Consider the following 23,825-nt stretch of genomic DNA (forward strand, 5'->3'; position numbering starts at 1 on the left):
ATGTTATGTCGTTAGATTCATTCTAAATTTAGAAAACCATTTTAAAAGTATTATTTTAAAGGGATTATCACATTTTGATAAAATACTATTACTGTAGCAAATGCAAAAACTCTAATTTTAGCATTCTTTGATTTTACTAACAACCACACGCTATGAAAACCACATTTAAGAAATTATTCTTTTGCATTCTCTTTTTAATTTGTATTACGGCTGGAGCCCAAAATAAATCAAACCGAGAACTGATTTCAATTGATAAAGACTGGCGGTTTTCATTCGGGCATTTATATGATACTAAAAAAGATTTCGGTCATGCCGAAGGTTATTTTTCTTATTTAACCAAAACAGGTTTTGGAGACGGACCTGCAGCAAAAGATTTTGACGACCGTGCTTGGCGAAAATTAGATTTGCCGCACGATTGGGCAGTCGAACAGCCTTTTAGCGAAAGCGCAAGTTTCAGCCACGGATTTAAAGCTGCAGGAAAAAACTATACGGAAAAAAGCATTGGCTGGTACCGAAAAAAAATAACGATTGATAATGAAGATCTTGGACGCATTATTTCACTAAAGTTTGATGGTATTTTTAGAAATTCAAAAGTATTTTTTAACGGATTTTATTTAGGAACGCACGAAAGCGGCTATAATGGGGTCGAATATGATGTTACAGCTTATGTAAATTATGGTGGAGAAAATACAATCGTCGTTCGTGTAGACGCTTCGATGGAAGAAGGCTGGTTTTATGAAGGCGCGGGAATTTACAGACATGTTTATCTGCAGAAAACAAATCCGATTCATGTTCAGACAAATGGGACTTACGTTACTTCTGAACTGAAAAACAATGACGCCGATGTCACGGCTGTGGTCACGATCGAGAATAAAGGAGATTTTAAAGGAGCTATAGCAATTATCCAAACTATTTTTGATGCTGATAATAAACAGGTTGCTTTTGGATCTGAAAATGTTTTGGCTCCGGAGTTTTATCAAAAATCAAATTACAGTTCCAAATTATATGTCAAAAAACCGCTTTTATGGGATCTTGATTCGCCGAATTTATATCGTTTGGTCACTCAAATACAACAAGATGGTAAAGTAATTGACCGTTATGAAACTTTTTTCGGAATTAGAACAATTGAGTTCAATGCCGAAAATGGTTTTTTCCTTAATGGAAAACCGGTAAAATTAAAAGGAACCAACAATCATCAGGATCACGCCGGAATTGGAACCGCATTGCCAGATGAATTGCAGTATTACAGAATTCAAAAACTCAAAGAAATGGGATCCAACGCTTACCGCTGTTCGCATCATCCGCCAACGCCAGAATTGCTGGATGCCTGCGATAAACTCGGAATGCTGGTTATTGACGAAACCCGTTTAATGGGAATTAACAAATATCATTTGAACGATTTACAGCAGATGATCGAACGTGACCGCAATCATCCGAGTATTTTCTGCTGGTCTGTGGGTAATGAAGAATGGCAGATTGAAGGCGGTATTACAGGAGAAAGAATTACGAATGTGATGCAGAAATTTGCGAAAAGCATAGACAATACAAGACCTGTTACAGTAGGAATCAGCAGCGGATTTAAAAGCGGGATTTCGTCTGTAGTAGAAATTATGGGATATAATTATCTCGGAAACGGCGATATCGATGCGCACAGAAATCAGTTTAAAAACCAGCCTGGAATGGGTACAGAAGAAGGTTCGACTTTTGCAACCAGAGGCATTTATTTTACAGATGATGCCAAACACTATCAAAGTGCTTATGATAAAAAACCGCGCCCAAGTTTTTACAGCATTGAAGAAGGCTGGAAATTCTACGCCGAAAGACCTTATTTGGCTGGAATGTTTATCTGGACAGGTTTTGATTACCGCGGTGAACCAACTCCCTACGGCTGGCCTTCTGTAACTTCCTATTTTGGTATGATGGATGTATGCGGTTTCCCGAAAGACAATGTTTTTTACCTGAAATCCTGGTGGGGAAAAGAACCCGTTTTACACTTGCTGCCGCATTGGAACTGGAGTGGAATGGAAGGCAAAGAAATAGAGGTCTGGGCGTATTCTAATTGTGAGGAAGTAGAACTTTTTCTAAACAAAAAAAGTTTGGGTAAAAAGAAAATGGAGCAAAACGGACATTTAGAATGGAAAGTAAAATACGAGGCTGGAACCTTGGAAGCAATTGGTTTTAAAAACGGTAAAAAAGTTTTAGTAGAGACGAAAAAAACAACTGGAAATCCTGAAAGCATAAAATTATCTTTGGATAAAGAAAATCAGCCCAATTCAAAAGTAAGTGTTATTACCGTGGAAGTTACCGATAAAAAAGGACTTCATGTTCCGACAGCAGACAATGAAATTACATTTGACATAAAAGGCGGTAAAATTCTAGGTGTTGGAAACGGAAATCCGACTTCTTTAGAAAATGATCAGTTTATTGATGATTTAGAATTGGTTTCGATTACCAATTTACAAGAGCAAAAAGGAAAAACAGCCGATCTTTCTTTACAATTAAATTACAATGAAAACGAATGGATTACAGCTTTTAAAGACCGTGATTATAAAAAACAAGCACCTTCTTATATTTACAAAGGAAATTTTCAATTAAAATCGGTTTCAGATCAAAATCAAGTGAATTTCTTTTATAAAAAAATAGGAGTCACAACCGAAGTTTATATTAATGGAAATAAAGTAAATCCAAGTTCAGAAGATGCTCAGAAATATATTTTAGAGGCTAAAATTTTAAAGCAGGGAGATAATTCCATTTATATCATTGCAACACCTCTTCAGAAAGTAAAAGATTGGGATGTCATGAACACAGATCCTGGAATCATTCAGGTAATTACACCAGCCGAATCGTGGAAACGAAAACTTTTTAATGGTTATGCGCAGATTATTATTCAAAAGGATGATAATGCAAAAGAAGTTGTTGTAACCGCTTCCGCGAAAGGAGTAAAGAATGCGGTAATTGTTGTGAAGTAGTTTTTAAAGTTCTAGTTTGTCATTTCTCCTTCGCCGAAATGACAAAAAAAGCAGAAAAACTTTGCGTCTTAGCGACTTTGCGACCCTATTTAACTTTAACAAAATAAAAAACCTTTGCGCACTTTGCGGTTAAATCCCAAAACTTGAAACTTGAAACTTCAAACCTGAAACCTGAAACTTCAAACCTGAAACAAAAAAACAACAATAAATTATTGTTTGATTTTCATAACTTTGCGAAATGAATAATCAAACAGAAACTCAGAATTGCGATTTTACTTCAGATTTAAAGTTCAAGGGCTTTAAAGTGTATCAGATAAATGGAGATCTAAGTAAAATACCCGTATACAGCCGCAGAGATTTTTACAAAATCTGTATCAACACCAGCAAAAGCATTATACAATATGCCGACCGTGGTATTGAAACCGATGGAACAATTCTGTTTTTTGGTAATCCGATTATCCCTTATTCTTGGGAAACCATTTCTGAAGATTATGAAGGCTATGCTTGTGTTTTTACAGAAGAGTTTTTGAGAACTAAAGACCGTTCTGAAACGCTTCACGAATCCCCATTGTTTAAAATAGGCGGAACTCCAATTTTTTCATTAACCGCTGATCAAAAGGTTTTTATAGATTCGCTGTTTCAAAAAATGATCCAAGAATACGAAACCGATTATGTTTTTAAAGATGATTTAATGCGCAGTTACATCAATCTCATCATTCATGAATCGATGAAAATGCAGCCGACAGATAACTTCTTTAAACACAAAAATGCTTCTTCCAGAATTACCTCTTTATTTTTAGAACTTCTCGAGAGACAATTTCCTATCGAAACAAAAGATCAGCCTTTGGTATTAAAAACACCGCAAGATTATGCACAGAGTCTTTCTGTACATGTGAATCATTTAAATCGTTCGGTAAAAGAAATAACAGGAAAGCCGACAACCGCTCATATCACAGAAAGAATTATCAGTGAAGCAAAAGCATTATTGCACCATACCGATTGGAGTATTTCGGATATTGGTTATTCACTTGGATTTGAATATCCGAGTTACTTTAACAACTACTTCAAAAGACTTACTGGAACGGTTCCGAAATCGCTTCGAATGTAAATTGTTTGAATTTCATAATTTTTTGTTTGATAATTGTTATTTCAGGATTATTGTATTGTGCTACATTTGCCCTGAAATAACAACGAATCTTTTTATCAGTTTTTTAAACAGCTAAATAATACTTCACGAAAGCAACTTCCAGCTTTGCAGTTTAGTTTTAAATTTTTGATAGCACAAAATAAATAAATTTTAAAGTATTAATTAGAATCAAAATCTCATTCTTAAAGAGATTCGACGCATTGATTATTTTACTGAAACAAAATAAATTATTAACCTAAAACAAACAAATTATGTCGACACGATTCACAGCCGTAACAGAAGAAGGTAAAGTTCCAAGTACTTATATGACAGGTGAAGTGTCATATAAAAAGCAAACCAGCGAAATTCATCCTGCAAATACCATTATTAAAGACGTCTCTTTTGAGCCTGGTGCAAGATCCAACTGGCACAGTAATGCCAGTCTGCAATTGATTATTGTAACAGAAGGCGTAGGCTATTATCAGGAAAGAGGCGGTACAATAAACCTAATTGAAAAAGGACAGGTTTTAACAATCCTTCCAGGGGTAGAACACTGGTACGGAGCAACTCCAAAAAGTCCGTACTCGCACATTACAATCGCAACAGAAATTGACAAAGGCTATGGAGTCTGGCTGGAAAGCGTAACTGACGAAGAGTATTTTTCTTTTAGCCGCTAAGATTCTGATTTGTTAAGCTAGATTTTTTACCGCCAAGTCTCAAAGATACAAAGTTTTTGTTAACTTTATAAAAGAGTAAATAATTGATAATCAATTTGGTATTGTCTAAATTGGTTTTCAACAGGAAAATCTATGCTAATCTGCTAAAGGTAATCAAGTAAAACCTGAAACAAAAAACCTGAAACCTGAAACAAAAAAACAACAAACTATAAAAAATGGAAACAAAAAGCATTAAAGCCTTTGGTACAGAAGCTGCCGAAGCACCATTAAAAACACTAGATATCAACCGTAGAGAAGTATTGGCACACGATGTAGAAATCGAAATTTTGTATTGCGGTATCTGCCATTCAGACTTACATACAGCCAGAAACGAATGGCACGGCACGATTTACCCAATTGTTCCAGGACACGAAATCGTAGGGCGTATTACAAAAGTAGGCGATCACGTAAAAGGTTTTAAAGTAGGCGATTTAGCTGGAGTGGGTTGTATGGTAGATTCTTGCAGAGAATGCGAACATTGTAAAAACGATTTAGAACAATTTTGCGACGAAGGAAATATTCAGACCTTCAATTCGCCGGACAAACATTTAGGCGGACAAACGTATGGGGGTTATTCTCAAAGTATTACAGTAGACGAAAGTTTTGTACTGCACATTTCAGATAAATTAAATCTTGCTGCAGTGGCGCCTTTATTGTGTGCCGGAATTACAACATATTCTCCATTAAAACACTGGAAAGTGGGCCCTGGCCAAAAAGTTGGAATCGTGGGTATCGGCGGTCTAGGACATATGGGAATCAAAATAGCTAAGGCCATGGGAGCTCATGTAGTGGTTTTTACAACTTCTTTATCCAAAACCGAAGATGCAAAACGTCTTGGAGCAGATGAGGTAGTTTTATCTACAGATGAAGCACAAATGGCACAACACGCCAGAAGTTTAAACTTTATTTTAGACTGTGTTTCTGCAGAACATAATATCGATTCTTACCTGAATTTATTAAAAGTAGACGGAACATTGACGCTTGTAGGCGCTCCGATGGATCCGCTTCCTGTAACTTCATTCAGTTTAATTTTAGGAAGAAGAAGTTTCTCAGGTTCCCTTATCGGAGGAATTGCAGAAACTCAGGAAATGCTTGATTTCTGTGCAGACCACAACATTACATCAGATGTAGAAGTAATTGGTATTAATGATGTAAATGACTCCTACGAAAGATTGTTAAAAGGAGATGTTAAATATCGATTTGTGATTGATATGGCGTCTTTAAAATAAGATTCTAAGATGCTAAGCTTTTTCTGAGCAGCCCAGTATTTTGGAAACTAATAAATAATATAATTAAAGCTTAGATATAAAAGGAAATAACTTAGAACCTTTGTATCAGCGTCTTAGCACCTTTGAAATGAAAACACGCAAACTAGGAAACAGCGGTCTTGAAGTCTCTTCATTGGGACTTGGCTGTATGGGAATGAGTTTCGGATACGGACCCGTTCACGATAAAAAAGAAATGATCAATCTGCTTCGTTCGGCGTATGAAAAAGGAATTACTTTTTTTGATACAGCAGAATGTTACGGACCATTTTTAAACGAAGAACTTTTAGGAGAGGCTTTAGCGCCTTTTCGCGATAAAGTCGTAATTGCCACTAAATTCGGTTTTTTGGAAGGTGATTCTAAAAAAGGATTAGACAGCCGTCCAGAATGGATTAGAAAAAGTATTGAAGGCTCTTTAAAAAGATTAAATACCGATGTTATTGATTTGTATTATCAGCATCGTGTTGATCCGAATGTGCCTATAGAAGACGTCGCAGGCGTTATAAAAGATTTGATTAAGGAAGGAAAAGTGAAGCATTTTGGACTTTCAGAAGCTGGGGCAGAAAGCATTCGCCGCGCTCATGCTGTGCAATCGGTTACGGCACTTCAAAGCGAATATTCTCTTTGGTGGAGAACTCCAGAAGAAGAAATTTTCCCTACGTTAGAAGAACTCGGAATCGGTTTTGTGCCTTTCAGTCCGTTGGGGAGAGGTTTTCTAACGGCAAAAATTGATGAAAACACCCAGTTTGACAGCACCGATTTTAGAAATACACTCCCTCGTTTCACCCCAGAAGCACGAAAAGCCAATCAAACCATTGTAGATTTAATTACTAAAATAGCCTCAGAAAAAGGAGTGACAAACGCACAGATTGCATTGGCTTGGATTTTGGCTCAAAAACCATGGATTGCGCCTATTCCAGGAACTACCAAATTACCTCGTCTGGAGGAAAATCTTGGTGCTGTTGATTTAGAACTTTCTATACAAGAAATAAAAGATCTTACCGAAGCAGCATCAAAAATTACAATAGAAGGCTCCAGATATCCACAGCACCTGCAGCAGACGGTTGGGAAGTAAGTTTATAAGCTTATAAGTTTCTGAGGTACTAAGGTTCTAAGTTGCTAAGCTTCTGGTCTTCTAAAAAAAAACTTAGAAGCTTAGAACCTTAGTACCTGAGAACCTTTTTTTGTACTTTTGAAACAAACAATCAAAAGCAAATTCTTTGAGCAAAGATTCAATTCCTGTTTTATCAGTTGGCAGTATACTTGGAGAAGAAACTTTAGGTATTACTTTGTTTCGCCATGATGTTAAAGGACGAAATGCATTTGAGCAGCCTCATAAACACGATTTTTTTCTCGTTTTTTTTGTCGAAAAAGGATCTGGAATTCATAATATCGATTTTACACAATACAGCGTACACGACAATCAGGTTTATTTTGTAAGACCGGATCAAGTTCATAACTGGCTGCTGAATGAGGAGACAAATGGTTTTCAGCTGATGCTTTCGCCAGAAATTGTTACAGTATTTTCGGGTTTAAGTCCTTTTTCATTTTTTGAACAAAATGTTCCGTCCTGCCTGACTTTAGACGAAAAAAGATTTCAGGAATTCCAAAAGCATCTTCACGAATTGGAGTTGATACTGCCAGAAAAAGAGCTGCTTGCAAAAGAAATTACACTGCTGCACCTGCATCTCATCTTAAAATTATTGCAGAAAGATTATAAGATTCAGTTTCCACAACACGATGCGGCTGCGAAGCCAGAAAAGATCGTTAAAAATTTTAATTTTCTTATTGATCGTCATTTTAACGAAGAATCTTCGGTGCATTTTTATGCCGATAAATTGAATATTACTCCCAATTACCTCAATATTCTTTCACAGCGTTATCTAAAAATGCCCGCGGGTGATGTTATAAAAGAACGAACCATTCTAGAAGCAAAACGCCTCCTTTCGAGTACTGACTTATCTATAAAAGAAATTGCCTATCAGCTGGGGTTTAATGATAATACTTATTTCAGTAAAGTCTTTAAAAAGTACGTCGGGAAAACACCTGGCGATTTTAAGGAAAGTTATAAATTCTACCATACTTCTCCGTAATATTACCGTTCTGTTTTCCGTTTGTAAACGATTTTTGCATCACAATCTCTTCATTATAAATTTGAAGCAGTATTGAAATGTAAAATTACGATATGGAAGAAAATTTAATAAGCAGAAAGAAATTTTTAGGGTTAGGAGCTGCCGCCACAGGCGCTGCATTGTTTTCTGGAATGGGAGCAAAGGCAGCTTCACAAATTTTGCCGGATCTGGAAGATGAAAAAACTTCGGATGAATACCTTTTAACCAATGTACGATTGGAAGACGGATTTGAATACAACGAAAAAAATGAAGTTGTCGCTACAAAAACGAATGTATACAGCCTGCACATTTCTAACGGAAAAATCAAAAATATAATCTCTGGAAAGTCTGATTTGAAAATTAAAAAAATAGACGCAAAAGGACTTTTAATGCTTCCAGGATTAAGAGACATGCACATTCATATTGATAAAACCTATTATGGCGGTACTTGGAATGCAGCGCCGAGAAAAGGTTTTACGGTAAAAGATATGATCACACTGGAGCAGAAACTAATTCCGCAGTTATTACCCGATTCACAGCGCAAAGCAGAAGAAGCAATCAAATTGATGCAAAGCAAGGGAACTTATTTTGCCAGATGCCAATGTAATATTGATCCGGTCAGCGGCTTAAAAAGTCTCGAACATCTGCTTGCAGCTTTAGAAAACAATAAAGATAGTTTTGGCTGGGAAATTGTGGCTTTTCCGCAGCACGGAATTTTATATTCACAATCGGAACCTTTGCTACGCGAGGCTGCTAAAATGGGAATTGATTTTATTGGAGGCCTTGATCCGACAAATGTCGATGGCAATATGGAAAAGTCATTAGACATAATGTTTCAAATTGCGCTCGATAACAAAAAAGGAATCGATATCCATTTACACGAATCGCCTCCATCTGGAAAAGCCGCGATCGAATATATGATAAAAAGAATTGACGAGAATAAAGAATTACAGGGTAAAAGCTATATTAGTCATGGTTTTGCTTTGGCAAGAATGGATCCAAAAGATATGGAAAAAATTGCCGAGCAGATGGGGGATTTAGGAATCGGGGTAATTTCAACGATTCCGATCGGGAAGACCATAATGCCGATTCCAACTTTAAAAAAATACGGTGTCAAACTCATGACAGGAACAGACAGCATAGTCGATCACTGGCAGCCGTTTGGAACTTGTGATATGCTTGAAAAAGCAAAATTATGCGCACAACTTTATGGATGGACAGACGAGTTTAGTTTAAGCCGTGCCTTACACATTGCCACAAAAGATGAGGTTTTACCGCTTAATGATGCCGGAACCAGAGTCTGGCCTGCAATAGGAAACGATGCCGATTTTATTTTGGTAAAAGCAAGCTGTTCTGCTGAGGCTGTGGCGCGTCTTCCAAAAAGAGAAAAAGTTTTCTTTAAAGGTTCTGAGGTGCTGAGCTTCTAAGTTTTTTAGGTTCAAAGGTTCAAAAGAGCAAAGAAACAAAGGGACAAAGGTTTTGAGCTTCCAAGCTTTTTTAGGTTCAAAGGAGCAAAGAAACAAAGGGACAAAGATTCTGAGCATCTAATTTTTTTTAGGTTCAAAGGAGCAAAGAAAAAGAGGGACAAAGGTTCTGAGCTTCTAAGTTTTTTTAGGTTCAAAGAAGCAAAGAAACAAGGGACAAAGCTTCTGAGCTTCTAAGTTTTTTTAGGTTCAAAGGAGCAAAGAAACAGAGAGACAAAGATTCTGAGCTTCTAAGTTTTTTAGGTTCAAAGAAGCAAAGAAACAAAGGGACAAAGGTTTTGAGCTTTTAAGTTTTTTTAGGTTCAAAGGAGCAAAGAAACAAAGGGACAAAGGTTTTGAGCTTCTAAGTTTTTTTTAGGTTCAAAGGAGCAAAGGTTTTGAGCTGCCAAGTTAGAGTGCTCAAAGTATTTTATGCATAAAGAATCTAAGTTTTCATAGAAGCTTAGAAAAAAATCTTAGCACTTCATAAAAGCGCAAACCCCTCAAGCAATTCAACTCTTGAGGGGTTTTAAAAAATAAATAATAACCAATTAAATTTATTTTACTTTTTATCCAATTTCTGTTTTAGCAGTTTGGCATGTTCTAAATGTGCTGTTAAACCAGCTATATTATTAGAAGCCCAAAGTTTTACATCTTCGTCAGTAGCATCCTTTGAAGCTTTTTGAAGTTTGTCGATCGCTTTTTCGTGACCGTCAATCATCATATCGGTGAATTTTTTGTCAAAATCTACACCTGATTTTTCATTTAATTTATTGTATTCTTCCTTACCTTCTTCTGTTAAAGAAGTTGGCAGTGTAAAGTTTTTTGCTTTTGCTAAAGCACTTACTTCAGAAGCCGATTTGGTGTGCTCGTCAACCAGCATTTTACCAAATTTTTGCACATCTGCATTAGTACTTTTTGTTTGTGCCAGTTTACCAATTTCGATTTCAGCCAGGTTAATTTCAGCTTGATCTACTAAAAATTCAGAATCATCTTCTTTACTATCTATAGAGTCAAATTTTGCTTCGTTAGCATCTTCTGCAACTTCTTTTGGATCTTCTTGTTTAGTCTCGTTTTTACAAGACTGAAGGAATATAATAATAAGTCCTGCTCCTAAAATGGCTTTACCGGCTAATAATAACTTTTTCATGATTTATATGGTTTAAATGTTATGATGTAAAATTACTTTCAATGTGTAAGAATAATTTACAGGATTTTAAGAGATTTTTATAGGATTTGGATGTAAGTTATTATATTCGCTTTCGCTTACATATTTACCTCAATATTACTGGCGCGAAAAAAATGTTTAATGAATCGCAAAAATGAATTGAAAAGAAATTTAAATCTGAAAAAATACAGCAATTAATCCTTAAAAGATTAGCTGAGTTTAAAGATTAATTAGGAAACTATTTTCTTTCTAAAATATAATTTATGAACATCCTAAAAAAGATTGCAGGAGCTATTCTATTTGTACTGGCCATAATTTTGTCAATAGGAACTTTACTAAACTTTATATCGGCAATTTTAATAAAAAGCGCCAAAGAATTTCAAAAAGCCCTTGCAATTGGGATTGGTTTTTTGTCTGCAACAATAGTTTTTACGTTTCTTTTGGTTTTATTAATTCGATTTATGTTTAAATTGTCTCTAAGATTATTAAGAAATAAGCAAGTAGATAATGATCCTTTAGAGGAAATTGGAAAACTTTAATTCAAATAATAATTCATGAAACAAAAAATTACTTTTCTCTTTTTGTTAGCAGCCACTTTTGTATCTGCTCAAATAACCTATAAAGGTTTCATTGATAAATACCCAATAGAATTACTTACTGATGTTGATGGAACGGAGAGAGCTGTATATGTTTATTCTAATTTTGATACACCAATTGTTTTAGAGGCTAAACTTGTTGGTAAAACTTTGGTATTGTCCGAAAAAGATAAAAATGATAAAAAGAATGCTTCCTTTTCTTTTAAAAATTACGATCCGAAAGCCGAACAATTAAGCGGAATTTGGAAAGACATCAAATCAGGTAAAGAATTGACAGTCAGTTTAACCAAAATATTTGATATTGACGACAAAAACAATACAGAATGGCGAGATAGAGAAATTCTCCAAACAACTTCGTTTAAAGACAAATATTTTAAACTAGTACTTTCCAAAGAAAAAGATAGTTATGAAGCAAGAGTTACCGGCGTAAAAATTTTCGAAAAAAAGACAGATAAGCTGCTGCAAAAGTTTGATGTACAATGTCAGCTTTTAGGGATAAGTAATATTGATATTGACGATTATAATTTTGATGGAATAGAGGATTTTTCTGTTTACGAAGGAGGAACGGCGGGACCAGATAGCACAAGACTCTATTTTTTATATAATCCCAAAACAGGAAAATATTTTGAAAGCAGTTTTAGTGGAAGTTCATTAGAATTTGACAGCAAAACAAAAATCATTTCAGAGCACAATCAATGCTGTGCCGGCAGAAATGTTATGACAGCAGAATACAAAGTTGTGAATAACAAAATGGTTTTATTAAAAAGAACCTGTGTTGAATTTGATGACAAAACACAGAATTATAAAAAAGTAAAATGCGATTAGTTTCAACTTTTCTTTTACAATACTATTTCTAAACAATGAAAAAAAAGCAAATCTGGTTCCTAATAAGTTTGATTGTTCTAATTCTAATCGATATTCCGATTGGGCATGTTTTAAGGACCAAATGGAATGAAACAGGAAACAAATCAGAAATTCCGAAAGGATATACCAATGATGCAAGTCAGCTTAATTTAACTAAAGTTGATACCATTATAAAAGTACCAAGTAGTAAAACTGATATTGTCAAACAACTTCAGGAGATTCTTAAATATGCCAGGGAAAAGAATCTGAAAATTTCTATTGCGGGCGCACAGCACAGTATGGGCGGGCATACGATTTATCCTGACGGAATTTTACTCAACATGCTTCCATACAATCATATGGAACTCGATAAAGCCAATAATATTCTAACAATTGGTTCTGGTGCTCTGTGGCAGGATGCTATCGAATATTTAGACAAAGGCGGAAAATCAATTAGTGTAATGCAGGCATTTAGTTCGTTTTCTGTTGGAGGTTCTATAAGTGTTAACGGGCATGGCTGGCAAAGTGATTCACCGCCCATTTCTTCTTCGGTGCTGTCTTTTACATTGCTAAATGCTGAAGGACAAATTGTAAACTGCAGCAGAACAGAAAATCCAGAGTTGTTTAAACTCGTTATGGGAGGTTACGGTCTTTTTGGGGTGATACTAGAAGTGAAGTTAAAAGTTGTGGATAACAAAGCTTTAAAATTTAAGTATTTCCGTCTAAGTCCAGAAAAATATGTTTCTTATTACAAAAAGTTAGTTTCAGATAATCCGAAAGTAAATTTAGTTTTCGGAAGATTAAAAATTGCAAATCAGGAATTTTTGGAAGAGGCTACCATTAACTTTTTTGAAGAAACAGACCAAAAACCACTTTCACTGCAAAAACAAAATCAAAAAAATCAAGAAATAAAACGATTGGTTTTTAGAAGTTCGGTAAGAAGTGAATATGGAAAAAGACTCCGCTGGGATTTAGAAACCGGAATGAATAAAGTAACACAGCATGCTGTTTTTTCTAGAAATGAATTGTTAAACGATCATGTTTCTTTGATAGAAAATAAAGACCCAAATGCAACAGATCTGCTTCAAGAGTACTTTATTCCAGAAAAAGATTTCAATCAGTACCTTAAAGATATAAAACCTATACTGTTGCAGTCCAAAATAGATTTATTGAATATTACGATTCGCGCAGTCAACAAAGACGAAGATACTTTTCTAAATTATGCCAGAGAAGATGTTTTTGGTTTTGTTTTTCTTTTTAATCAGAAAAAAACAGAAAAAGAAGAGAACGAAATGAAAGTCTTGACGAATCTATTGGTTGATGCTGCCATTAAAAACAATGGTACATTTTACCTGCCTTATCGTCTGCATATCGATAAAGAAAAAATGCGAAAAGTATATCCGCAGGCAGACCGCTTTTTTGAATTAAAAAAGAAATACGATTCAAAGGAACTATTTAGAAATCAGTTTTATGAACATTATAAATAATTAAAAAGAATATAATTCATGAAAATTAAAAGTACTGTATTACTGTTTCTTTTGACTTTATCTGCTACTGCACAAGGTTATTATCCTAGTTTTAGTGTTTTGTTTTTAAATGACGAAGATGAACTTTTTAGTCCTGAGCTAAGTTATTTTAAAAATGAATTGAAAGTAATAAGTCAAAAACTCTATTTAGGCGATATCCAGACTTCTGTTTCTAATGACAATTCTTCTGTCTTTTATGGTTTTAAAGTAGTGCCGAAAATTAAAGAATACAATTTTCTTAATGCTGCTGTATTTTTAAAAATCAATGTAGACCAAAATCAAAAACACGCATCATTTCCAGCCACTTTTGCAGAACTTATAGATAGAGAAGAAAAAACCGGATCGGGAATAATTCAATTAGAAATGTTTCCGGGTATTGCTTTAGCTTTTGATCAAAAGTTTATCAAAGTCTGGGCGTCAAATCTTTCTTCAATTAACAATGATAAAGCAGAATTCAGGATCAAAGAAATTGAATATAAAATTGACAAAACAAATTTAGAAATTAAGTTTCAAGGCGCTTTTGTAACCGACATTTTCATTAAAGGAAAAAAGATAAAAAAGACAGCGATTTCTAATCTCACATTAAATGCAGAAAAAATGAAATTTTCTATATCCTATTTTGATGATGCTGTCAAAAAAAATATACTAATAATGGAACAAAAGATTCTGTAGTGATTCTTCTTTTAAAAAAGACAATCCCAATTCGATAAGAGTTGGGATTTTTTTTTGAGCTAAGCCTTAAAACGCTGTAAGACTTACGTTTTGCGACATTTATTTAACGGCCTATTCAACTAAAAAAATATTTGTCTTATTCTGATAGTCCAATAACTTCTTGGGGACAATTTAGGTTTTTATATTCTATAATTTTATTCAATCCATTTTTTGTCCAATATCTATTAAATTTTATGGAAACAGAAAAAATAATCAGTGAACTAATTAAGCAGAACTACTACGACTTTATTGATGTATTTGGAGATTATACAAAAGATCAAAACGTCATCATAATTAACACTAAGAATAATGTTGTTTTTGAAATTATGAACGGTTCTTCTTGTCGATTTGAGGATGAGGACAATAATTTCTGGCTCACCATTCCAGAAACATTAATAATAAACGATCATAGGTATTACCCCAAACTTGGAAATATTTTTATCATTGACGAGGTGAAATATATATTTAATGCAATGGAAATGATAGTAGAAAGAGCGTACAATTACTTTAAAGAATTCAAAAATCCTATGTACGGAATCGAGAGCCTGATGACCTGCTTGTACTTATCTGAAATTACCGGTGACAGAAGGGATAAAAATGTGGTTGTTTATCAGCAGTTCAAACCCTGTGTGAGGGAAGGAATTGACACTTATATCTACAGTAATTAATTTAAAAATAATATAAAAATGAGTTTTTTAGCAAAATTAGAATTAGACAATGAAGTTTTTAATGTCTTAGAATTTGACGTCCTTTTTTCTCAAAACGTTGATACAAACGGAAAACCAGCCAATAAAACCAAAGGCGGCCAAATCAAGCTGGTGATCGAAAGTACACAAACCGATTTGTTCTCAGACTGGATGGTTTCTCAGACCAGTGTAAAAGACGGTAAAATTATTTTTTATCGAAGAGATGCTATGAGTGCGATGAAAAATGTAACCTTCAAAAAAGCCTATTGCATATCGTTTCATAAAAGTTTTAAAAGTGAAGGATCAGTCCCTATGGTCACCGAAATTTTAATTTCTTCAAACGAAGTCAAAATTGGAAATACACTTTTTGAAAACAATTGGAAACACTCATAGACCTTTAAACTATAACCAGCATGGCATTACAAACAATAACTACAATTAAAATAGGAGAAATCCGAATTACTAATTTCAACAAATTAGAAGTTTTTCAAACCATTCACGATCACCATACCTTTTCATTTGAAGTCAGACAGGATTTATTAGTAGAAGAGCTAAAAAGTGTGATGCCTTTTTCTCAGAAACTATACGGTAAAAAAATAAGCATCGAAATAAAACCCATAGACGGACTCGAAGATCTTATGATTGGCGCTGACCTTAAAGATTATACCATGCAGTTTTACGGGATAGTGACCGAAGTCAAACTGCAAAAATCCCGTATTAAAGATATAGAGGAAACCATCGTAATAAAAGGAAAAAGCTCGACAATTGTTCTCGAAAACGGACCTGAATGCAATTCGTTTACCAATATGTCATTGAATGATATTGTAACCCGGGTAAAGTCGGGAAGCGATTTGGACATGGATATAAGGCCTTTTTATTTAGACAATCTGCCTTATACGGTACAGTATAACGAAAGCAGTTTTAGTTTTCTAAATCGTCTGGCAAAAAGAAACGGGCACTGGCTGTATTATAACGGAAGAACAACCGTTTTTGGCAGTCCGGGCAGTGTAGGAGGAGAGCCCAAATTAATCTATGGCGTAAACATGCAGGATTTTGATTATACCATTAAACTCCTGCCGGCCATGTTTAAGGTAATAGAAAACGACAATCGTGAAGGCCAGTACCGAACAGATGAACCTTTAAAATACAGAAAAGAAGCCGACGGATTTCATCAAAACTTTTTGAACAGGTCTAATGAGGTTTTTAATAAAGAAACCGTAATACAGCTAAATCAGACTCCTGCCGGCGGATCGGGAAGACGATCTTCAGAGGAATATGCCAAAAACAAAATGCGTTCTGTTTTAAGCAGTTTGGTAGAAGTAAAAGCCTCCAGCGAAGTTCCTGGCATTACCATAGGAAACGAAGTCAGAGTAACCGGAGTCGATATGCAGTTAGAGAGTTCATATCGTGTCACCCAGATTATCCACAGGTGTGATGATGGCGGCGGTTATGAAAACCATTTTACAGCCGTAAATTTTAACGGTTCGGTTTTTTCTCCCGAGACAGATCCCGATTTGGTACCATTCTGTAAAAGTCAGACGGCCATTGTAACCGCTAATGCAGACCCAGACGGACTCAGTGCAGTACAGGTGCAGATGCCGTGGCAGGAAGCCAAAGGCCAAACCACTCCTTACATTCCTTTAATCCAAAATTATGGAGGCGATGCCAGAGGAACTCATGTAATCCCCGAAATAGGCGATACGGTTTTTGTAGATTTTCAAGGCAGCAATCCCGAACTTCCTATAGTAATAGGAACCATGACCAGCAGAAAAGAAAAAAGCGGTTACAGTACAGCAAATAATGATTTAAAAGTTTTTGAAACCCGAAGCGGCAACAGAATAATTTCTGACGATGCCAAAAGTGATATTACCATAGAGAGTAAAACAGGGCAGACTCTGGCAATACTTTATGGAGATGGCAATATTAAATTGAAAGCACCTAAGAGTATTGAATTTGAAGCTGGAGAAGATATTGTTATTTCTGCTGGAAGAGATATTACGGCAAACGCGGGACAGAACATTTCTGAAACTGCAATAGCTGATAAATCTACAAATGTTGGAATGATGCATAATATGAGTATTGGAGGAAATCATATGATGAATGTTACTGGAAACTTCTTTGAAAATATTGACGGTGATTTTCATAATGAAATCAAAAAAGATAAAAATTATAGCGTGGCAGGGAAAGCAATTACTCATAGTGAAAATGGTCATGAATTTCATTCAGATGCAGTTATAAAAAATAATAGTAAAGAAGATACAAGACAAAATTAATTTTATAAGCCTAAAATTTAAGTAATGACCAAAATAAGAAGGGTAGGTGGAAATGCAACTTACATTACAAGGGGAACTAGCAAGATTTTTGCAAAAGATATCGAAATTAACTCAAACGGGCGTATCGATTATTATGCGCCTAATTATACTTACGGCGAACCTGAACCAAGACCAGTCAAAGAAGAACCAGAAATTGCTTTCTCTGGCTGGTGGAGTCCAGATTATGAAGGAATGAGAAATTTGGAGCGTGACGAAAGAGGCTCTAAATCATACTTAGAAAAAACAGTATATTTTCAGTTAACAGTAAGTAAAACTATACCTGTGGGTACCGTTATTCACTTTAAACTTTGGGATTATGACACAGGACTATTTCTAGATTGGTTAAATCCAGATGATGATGAATTTTCAGGAAAAGAAGTTATTAAAACGGGGATAGTTAGAGATGTAGAAGGAAAGCATCGAATTACGATTGAATTATTTTTAAACCCTACTTGGAACAATGAAATTCGCAAAGATATAGGTCCATTTAAAGATGGGTGTATAGACTTATATTGGACTTGGAAATATAATAATCATGATTGGACCTCAAATACTAATTTACTTAGCGTATATCCTTCAAATGTAAAACTTAGAATTAAACCTGCATTTGATAGAAATACCTATAGTTTACCAGAAATATATTCACGAAAAGGATACATTATTGTTTTTGCAATTGACCAATTACCAAGTGGTGAAATTCAGAAATTTGTTTCTTTAAAAATCCGCTCTACTACTAAATTTCAATTTACAGCAGATATTCAAAAATTTAAGAAAGAAATTTATACTGAAACTATAAACATAAAAAAGAACAGGTTAGAATCTGTAAGTTATGAGGTCGAAGAAATAAGTCATTTTTTTTATGTAAAAGAAAACGTTACCAACATTTTTATAGATGAAAAAATAGTTGAAGTTCCTGTAGCTAGAAGCTCAACAATTGCCGTCTTTAATAAAATTAAAAAAGTTATAAATTTTGGGAAAATAGCGGCTGAAATTTTTACTTATCATCAGGTATTAGATGAACTTAGAAATATGATGCCTGAAATAAGCAATAATGGAAAATTTAATACACCATCAGTTTCTACAGCATTATCTTTTGTTCCAGGATATCAAATTGCGGCTTTTGGTATATTCATTTTTGAATGGATGGTACAGGATTTACTGGAACAAGCAGATCAAAATTTGGATGAATTAATGTGGATAGAATGGCAAAATGTTAAAACTAAAGGACTTGATGCTGTAATGTCTTTTATTGAAAATAATAGTTGGGCACAAAAGAATTTTTTTTATCCTATTCCTGTGAATTCTGAAATTATGAATGATTTGTTTACTGGAAAATTAAAAACACGACAACAAATAATAGATAAAAGATTTACAACAAAACAAGAGATGACTCATATACTTATAACTTACGGAGTGGAAGATTCGCAACTTGAAACTTATTTTGACGTGGTTGATTGTATAATTATGAAAGAAGAAATATGAAACGAATAATATTATTTATTGGCATAATATCTTACATATTGTGTTTCTCGAATTGTAAAGAAAAAACTTATTTTAAAGAAGTTATTTCTGAAAAAAATGTAAATATAGTGATGGCTGAATTTCCAAAAGACAAAGAAGATTTAGTCATAAACATTCCTGTAGAATTTGAATTGAATTTTAATAATTTTCCTAACATATGGTTTGTAAATATTTATTACAAAAAAAATAACCATTTACGCCTAATTGTTGATGATTATTTGATAATTGACAGCCAAACAAATAAACCGATTTTTTCGCTTGATAACTTTGAGAATTCTCAATTTCCAAACTATCCAAATAGTATATATTTAGTTGAGAGAAAAATGAAAATTTCAAAAGAAGAAGCTCAAAAATTTATTAACAAATATAATCCAAAAACTTCTGTTAAAGATATAAAAAGCACAACCGATACAATTTCACTGGTTTCATATAAAAAATTTAGGGAAGATAATCCAAAGTTTATTGAAGAACTGCGCAGAATTCCCGATTCTATAACATTTGTTATTCAAAAGAGAAAGGAAAAAAAGCCTATTCAGGTTAAGGCAAGAATAAATTGGTAGTATAACAGATGAAAAAGTTAATATGATAAACGGAGAAGAACTAGCTATATTAAAAAAGTCTATTGCTTTAATGCAGGATTTTAAGGAAAATATACATAGCATAAATTCTGGTCACGAATTTGTTACTATACATAATCGTAATATAGAAACAGTAAAAAAAATCGCATATGAGCGTAAGTCACAGTATTTATTAAAAAGAATTGAAGAATATCCAAAAATAACTGTTTCGGAAATTAATGAATATATTAAAATAAAGAAAAATGAAATCAGTTTGCTGGCTTTTGTAATGACTGTTTTATTTGGCTTTGTTATGGCTCTTTATTTTACTCTTTTTGAAAGATTTTTAAGAACCGGAAAGATTTCAAGAAAACAAATCAAGATCAAAATAATCAAGATTATAGAAATAAATAAATATATTCTTGAAGTGATTGAAAATCCCTATATGGAAAAGTTAAGGAGTTAAAAGAATTCTTAATCAAGGTATTTGGATAAAAAAGGTAATGTGGAAAGTAACTTATAATGTGTTTAAAGATGGCTTTTTTGATTATGTGGTGATAAGTAAACTAATGAATTAATTATGAATAAACTTGGATTATTTCTTAGAAAAAATCAAACACAATTATTATATAGTGAAGTGTTTGTTTTTTTATTTTTTATTTTTTTGACAATCATTTTTGATTTGTACAAAAACAGCCATAAATACTTCAATAATTCTGATTTTCCATTAAATTTTGATGGATTATTTGCTTATACAGTTACAATTTTATTTGGGTTATTTTTTTTTATAGTAATAATTTTTCCTTTTATATTCTTATTTCAGTTTCTTTTTATTTTAAAATTTAAAATGTTAGACAAGGAGAAAAAAGCTCTATTGTTTGCATTAATTCTTTTATACTTTGGGGTTGTAGTCTCAGTTTTTTCACTCTATTCAGTAAAGCAGCATCAAAATCTTAATGATAAAAAAGCGATTGCATTAATTGGAGAATATTATATCCTTAGTGACGGAAGCAGCCATTTTTTTCAATCTATGGAAAAGTACGACCATTTCTAAAGTTGATAAAAACAAATCAAAATGATTTTTTCAATTGTAATCTGAAATTTTAATGGTTATATTAAATTCAAATAAAAAAAAGAAAATTATTTTATTTAGCCTAGGGATAATATTTATATTATTAATTTCTCGTTTCCTTTATTTTAGAGCATATGATTCAATCAATGTCAATAAATGCGAAGAATCCAATAGTAATGTAATTATTCAATTCTCCGAATATCAGGTAAAAGATATAAAAAAACTTAAAATACTGGTAATTCAAAAAGGAAATTTCAAAAAGGAAATTTCAAAAAGGAAATAAAATATTATAAAATTAATTCATTATCAATAAATGAATTATCATACTACTTAGATGATGAAATTTTAAATACTGATACTTTATTAATTAAAATAAATGATCAAAAAGTTAAAATTTTTGATTTTAGAAATGAAGGCTGGAGACAAAAATATGGTAAAGATAGGGGGAAATTTAATTGCTATCATTATGTGAAAATTAATGGACAAGAGTATCGTTTAGAGTCAGATACTATTTATTTAACCCCTAAAGATTTATTGCCTGAAACATTATAATGCGAATAAAGCAGCCCTGCTAGTGCGAACGTCCCGCTCGGGAACACCAAGTTAAAGGATTAACTATTGAATCATTTTAAAGTAATTACCATGGCTACATTGAAGCTTACTAGGATTTTATTTAGAATGGATTTTTTATCCATAAAGCTAATATCTTTAATTGTTATTATTCTTTCACTTTCTTGTTGTCAAAGAGAGATTAATTGTGATCAAGATAATAATATTAGTAATTGTTTTTCTTTTGATAAAAAAAATAATTATGATGATAAAAATCAATATATAACTAAAAAGGGAAAGCTTTATTTTTTTAAAAAAGATTCAAAAAATAAACACTTTAAATCATTAGATCTGAGAGTGGCAAATATAATTAACCAGCAGCTTAATATTTTTTTTAAAAATCCGCCAGATCATTTAACTGCACAGTACAATTATCGAATGGTGTTAGACGATTCTTTAGTGTATGATATAACAAATATACAAATGAAAGTTGATACGGCTGGACGTACTATGGGAGGCTGGGCTATAGGTTGTAAAGTGATGTCTATTGAAGTAAATGGAAAAACGTATATTCCTGATCGTTATTTTGATTCTTTAAATTTTCCATTTGATTGTGCCCTGAAAATTCGATAAAATTAAATTTTACAATACCATTAGATGAAATTGGCTATAACAATCTTTTTGCTGGCATTAATTGCTATATCTGTACAGACCTATTTTTTAAATGGAGAACCACATTCTGAGGAGGCTGTTTGTTTTGGAGCTCTTATAACAATTGATATATTATTACTTCTTATTTATGTTTTTGATAACGAGAATATATTGTATCGAAGAGTAATAGGGGCTTTATTAGTTTGTTGTATAATTATTTCGAACATTTTTTATCTCTTGTTTTTGTACGTAATGGAATTGGGTAAAGCTTTTAGGAATTAAAATTATGAAGAAACAAGTACTATTTAATCGAACCAATAAATTGCTTACAATAATTTTGATAATAACAATAATTGCAAATGCTATTCAGTTTTTCAATTATAAATCATATGAAAGATTTGATTGGAAAGGAAGTGCTATAAGCAGTAAAGGAAATATGGTACAAGTTGCTGTCTGTAATTTTAATGGTAACGATTATTATCTTAATAAAGATAAGATACTAGATGATAGCTGGGACGAAATAAATGGTTGTAAAGACTATATGAAGAACACTTTCTTTCCTGATAGTTTATCCATAACATGGTTTTCTTATAATGAACAAAAATTTTATAGTGGGAACTTTGCTTTACCTACTGAAATTATTCGGACAAAAGCGGCACAAATGGGTGTGCTTCCAAGTATTAAAAACAATTATAATTTAGATCGCGTTCTTTATTTTATTGCAGAAGTTCAGCCAAAAGGCAAACTTGCAGTATGGATACAAAAGTTTAATGAGGATGACCAGATAAAATTTGAAGTTGCATCCTATCAAGCCAAAGAAATAAAAACAACATGGCATATTTTTGATGATTATTCAGAAATCGACAGGACATCAGACATAAGTATAAGTAAAAAAGTGGCTTTAGTAATGGAACAACATTCTTATAAACTAAAAATTAAATTACCGAGCGGTTTTACTTTAGATGTTTTTCAACTTGATTATTTTAATCAAAATAATTGGCGCCTAAATGAAGATAAATTACAAAATATTGTTTTTAATTCCATTCCTCAAGGTTTTTGGTTGAAATGGTGAAATGGAAAAAAACAATACACTGCACAATTTACTTTTGATGAAGATGAAGTTTTGGATTTTTTTAGAAAAGATAATATTCATAAAGATAATTTAGTACCAATTGTTCTAGAATTAATAGTAAATAACGAAAATAAAACTGTAAAAGCCATACTTAATAATGAGGTTGCAAATTTAAAAACTGAATTAAGAAACAAGTATGATCAGGGAGATAATGTTGATATCATTCAACTAAGCAATCGTTAAAATTAAGATGTGGCGAATATTTTTGGTCTTTGTTTTTGCTAGAGCCAGCAGGAGAACCCATCTAAATATTAATTTATCAAAAGCAATCAATTTCTTTAGAATCATTTAAGAGTAATTATTATGGGTATATTGAAGTATATTAGTTTGTTTTCCTTTTTTATTTTTTTAGGCTGTAAAAATATAACCTATACAAGTATAAATGATTCTTTTTATGGCATTTATTTGAAAGATTGGAATTCTTCCCTCTGTCCTAAAAAGGCTGTTTATCAACGATATGTTAAGGGAAGCAATTTTAAAGAAATGATAATAAGTAACTCGGATTTTGATATTGGAGATTGTGAGGATATTTATAAATCGACTAACCAAAGAATATTTACGCCAAAAAAGTCCTATAATGGAATAATAGATTATGATATTCGATTTATTATTAATGATAGCCTTGAGTATAAGATAACATCTATTGATAATAATATTGATACTATTTTTTCTGGGGGGCGCCCAGGTGATTTCATTATAATGAATAATATTAAATCATTTATTGTGAATGGTCATAAAGTTGATAATTCAGAAACACCATTAAATATTTTTATTCCTACAAAGTTTGGAAAAGTCCTAAACAAAAAGATGCCTTGATAATTTTTTTGTTGATTAAAACTCGTGAACACTAA

Annotated in this window: 22 protein-coding genes; 21 read left to right on the forward strand and 1 reads right to left on the reverse strand. The window is 32.9% G+C overall.

Annotated elements, in window-relative coordinates:
- Nucleotides 1–152 precede the first annotated feature (152 nt).
- The 7 genes from galA to C4F50_RS04600 all read left to right on the forward strand — a co-directional run bounded on the left by galA (nt 153) and on the right by C4F50_RS04600 (nt 9,614).
- Complete coding sequence (galA, locus tag C4F50_RS04570; protein WP_193845236.1) at nt 153–2,969, forward strand: beta-galactosidase GalA; 2,817 nt, start codon at nt 153–155, stop codon at nt 2,967–2,969.
- 238 nt (nt 2,970–3,207) lie between these two features.
- Nucleotides 3,208–4,077, forward strand: coding sequence for a helix-turn-helix domain-containing protein (locus tag C4F50_RS04575; protein WP_193845237.1), 870 nt, complete (start codon nt 3,208–3,210; stop codon nt 4,075–4,077).
- Between the two features lie 290 nt (nt 4,078–4,367).
- Nucleotides 4,368–4,772 carry a cupin domain-containing protein gene (locus C4F50_RS04580; protein ID WP_193845238.1) on the forward strand — a complete coding sequence of 135 codons (405 nt, stop codon included), beginning with the start codon at nt 4,368–4,370 and terminating at the stop codon, nt 4,770–4,772.
- Nucleotides 4,773–4,987: 215 nt separating this feature from the next.
- Nucleotides 4,988–6,040 carry an NAD(P)-dependent alcohol dehydrogenase gene (locus C4F50_RS04585; RefSeq protein WP_193845239.1) on the forward strand — a complete coding sequence of 351 codons (1,053 nt, stop codon included), beginning with the start codon at nt 4,988–4,990 and terminating at the stop codon, nt 6,038–6,040.
- Between the two features lie 127 nt (nt 6,041–6,167).
- Nucleotides 6,168–7,151, forward strand: a complete 984-nt coding sequence (locus C4F50_RS04590; protein ID WP_193845240.1) for an aldo/keto reductase — start codon at nt 6,168–6,170, stop codon at nt 7,149–7,151.
- 145 nt (nt 7,152–7,296) lie between these two features.
- Nucleotides 7,297–8,169, forward strand: a complete 873-nt coding sequence (locus C4F50_RS04595) for a helix-turn-helix domain-containing protein (RefSeq protein WP_193845241.1) — start codon at nt 7,297–7,299, stop codon at nt 8,167–8,169.
- Nucleotides 8,170–8,261: 92 nt separating this feature from the next.
- Nucleotides 8,262–9,614, forward strand: a complete 1,353-nt coding sequence (locus tag C4F50_RS04600) for an amidohydrolase (protein WP_193845242.1) — start codon at nt 8,262–8,264, stop codon at nt 9,612–9,614.
- 598 nt (nt 9,615–10,212) lie between these two features.
- Here C4F50_RS04600 and C4F50_RS04605 read toward each other — a convergent pair.
- Nucleotides 10,213–10,800 (reverse strand): DUF4142 domain-containing protein, encoded by a 588-nt coding sequence (locus tag C4F50_RS04605; protein ID WP_193845243.1) that lies wholly within the window; start codon nt 10,798–10,800, stop codon nt 10,213–10,215.
- Nucleotides 10,801–11,081: 281 nt separating this feature from the next.
- Between C4F50_RS04605 and C4F50_RS04610 the strand changes: the two genes are divergently transcribed.
- The 14 genes from C4F50_RS04610 (at nt 11,082) to C4F50_RS04675 (ending at nt 23,790) form a co-directional block, all read left to right on the forward strand.
- On the forward strand, nt 11,082–11,357 hold the full coding sequence (locus tag C4F50_RS04610; RefSeq protein WP_193845244.1) for a hypothetical protein: 276 nt from the start codon (nt 11,082–11,084) through the stop codon (nt 11,355–11,357).
- A 15-nt stretch (nt 11,358–11,372) separates the two neighbouring features.
- Complete coding sequence (locus C4F50_RS04615; RefSeq protein WP_193845245.1) at nt 11,373–12,239, forward strand: XAC2610-related protein; 867 nt, start codon at nt 11,373–11,375, stop codon at nt 12,237–12,239.
- Between the two features lie 35 nt (nt 12,240–12,274).
- Nucleotides 12,275–13,744, forward strand: a complete 1,470-nt coding sequence (locus C4F50_RS04620) for an FAD-binding oxidoreductase (protein ID WP_193845246.1) — start codon at nt 12,275–12,277, stop codon at nt 13,742–13,744.
- Between the two features lie 18 nt (nt 13,745–13,762).
- A complete protein-coding gene (locus C4F50_RS04625; RefSeq protein WP_193845247.1) occupies nt 13,763–14,455 on the forward strand; it encodes a hypothetical protein in 693 nt (230 codons plus the stop codon).
- Nucleotides 14,456–14,586: 131 nt separating this feature from the next.
- Nucleotides 14,587–15,162, forward strand: coding sequence for a hypothetical protein (locus C4F50_RS04630; RefSeq protein WP_193845248.1), 576 nt, complete (start codon nt 14,587–14,589; stop codon nt 15,160–15,162).
- Between the two features lie 18 nt (nt 15,163–15,180).
- A complete protein-coding gene (tssD, locus tag C4F50_RS04635; RefSeq protein WP_193845249.1) occupies nt 15,181–15,573 on the forward strand; it encodes a type VI secretion system tube protein TssD in 393 nt (130 codons plus the stop codon).
- 20 nt (nt 15,574–15,593) lie between these two features.
- Nucleotides 15,594–17,453: a phage baseplate assembly protein V gene (locus C4F50_RS04640; protein WP_193845250.1), complete on the forward strand. Its 1,860-nt coding sequence runs from the start codon at nt 15,594–15,596 to the stop codon at nt 17,451–17,453.
- A gap of 24 nt (nt 17,454–17,477) precedes the next feature.
- Nucleotides 17,478–18,974 carry a hypothetical protein gene (locus C4F50_RS04645; protein ID WP_193845251.1) on the forward strand — a complete coding sequence of 499 codons (1,497 nt, stop codon included), beginning with the start codon at nt 17,478–17,480 and terminating at the stop codon, nt 18,972–18,974.
- Nucleotides 18,971–19,573 carry a hypothetical protein gene (locus C4F50_RS04650; RefSeq protein ID WP_193845252.1) on the forward strand — a complete coding sequence of 201 codons (603 nt, stop codon included), beginning with the start codon at nt 18,971–18,973 and terminating at the stop codon, nt 19,571–19,573. Before C4F50_RS04645 ends, C4F50_RS04650 begins: the two co-directional genes overlap by 4 nt.
- Before the next feature lie 22 nt (nt 19,574–19,595).
- Complete coding sequence (locus tag C4F50_RS04655; RefSeq protein ID WP_193845253.1) at nt 19,596–20,036, forward strand: hypothetical protein; 441 nt, start codon at nt 19,596–19,598, stop codon at nt 20,034–20,036.
- A 114-nt stretch (nt 20,037–20,150) separates the two neighbouring features.
- Nucleotides 20,151–20,624, forward strand: coding sequence for a hypothetical protein (locus C4F50_RS04660; RefSeq protein ID WP_193845254.1), 474 nt, complete (start codon nt 20,151–20,153; stop codon nt 20,622–20,624).
- A 660-nt stretch (nt 20,625–21,284) separates the two neighbouring features.
- Entirely contained in the window at nt 21,285–21,824 is a 540-nt protein-coding gene (locus C4F50_RS04665) for a hypothetical protein (protein ID WP_193845255.1), read from the forward strand.
- A gap of 304 nt (nt 21,825–22,128) precedes the next feature.
- Nucleotides 22,129–22,914 (forward strand): DUF2931 family protein, encoded by a 786-nt coding sequence (locus C4F50_RS04670; RefSeq protein ID WP_193845256.1) that lies wholly within the window; start codon nt 22,129–22,131, stop codon nt 22,912–22,914.
- A 363-nt stretch (nt 22,915–23,277) separates the two neighbouring features.
- Nucleotides 23,278–23,790, forward strand: coding sequence for a hypothetical protein (locus tag C4F50_RS04675; protein ID WP_193845257.1), 513 nt, complete (start codon nt 23,278–23,280; stop codon nt 23,788–23,790).
- Nucleotides 23,791–23,825: the final 35 nt, after the last annotated feature.

The organism is Flavobacterium hungaricum, from assembly GCF_015182285.1.
Classification (GTDB): Bacteria; Bacteroidota; Bacteroidia; order Flavobacteriales; family Flavobacteriaceae; genus Flavobacterium; species Flavobacterium hungaricum.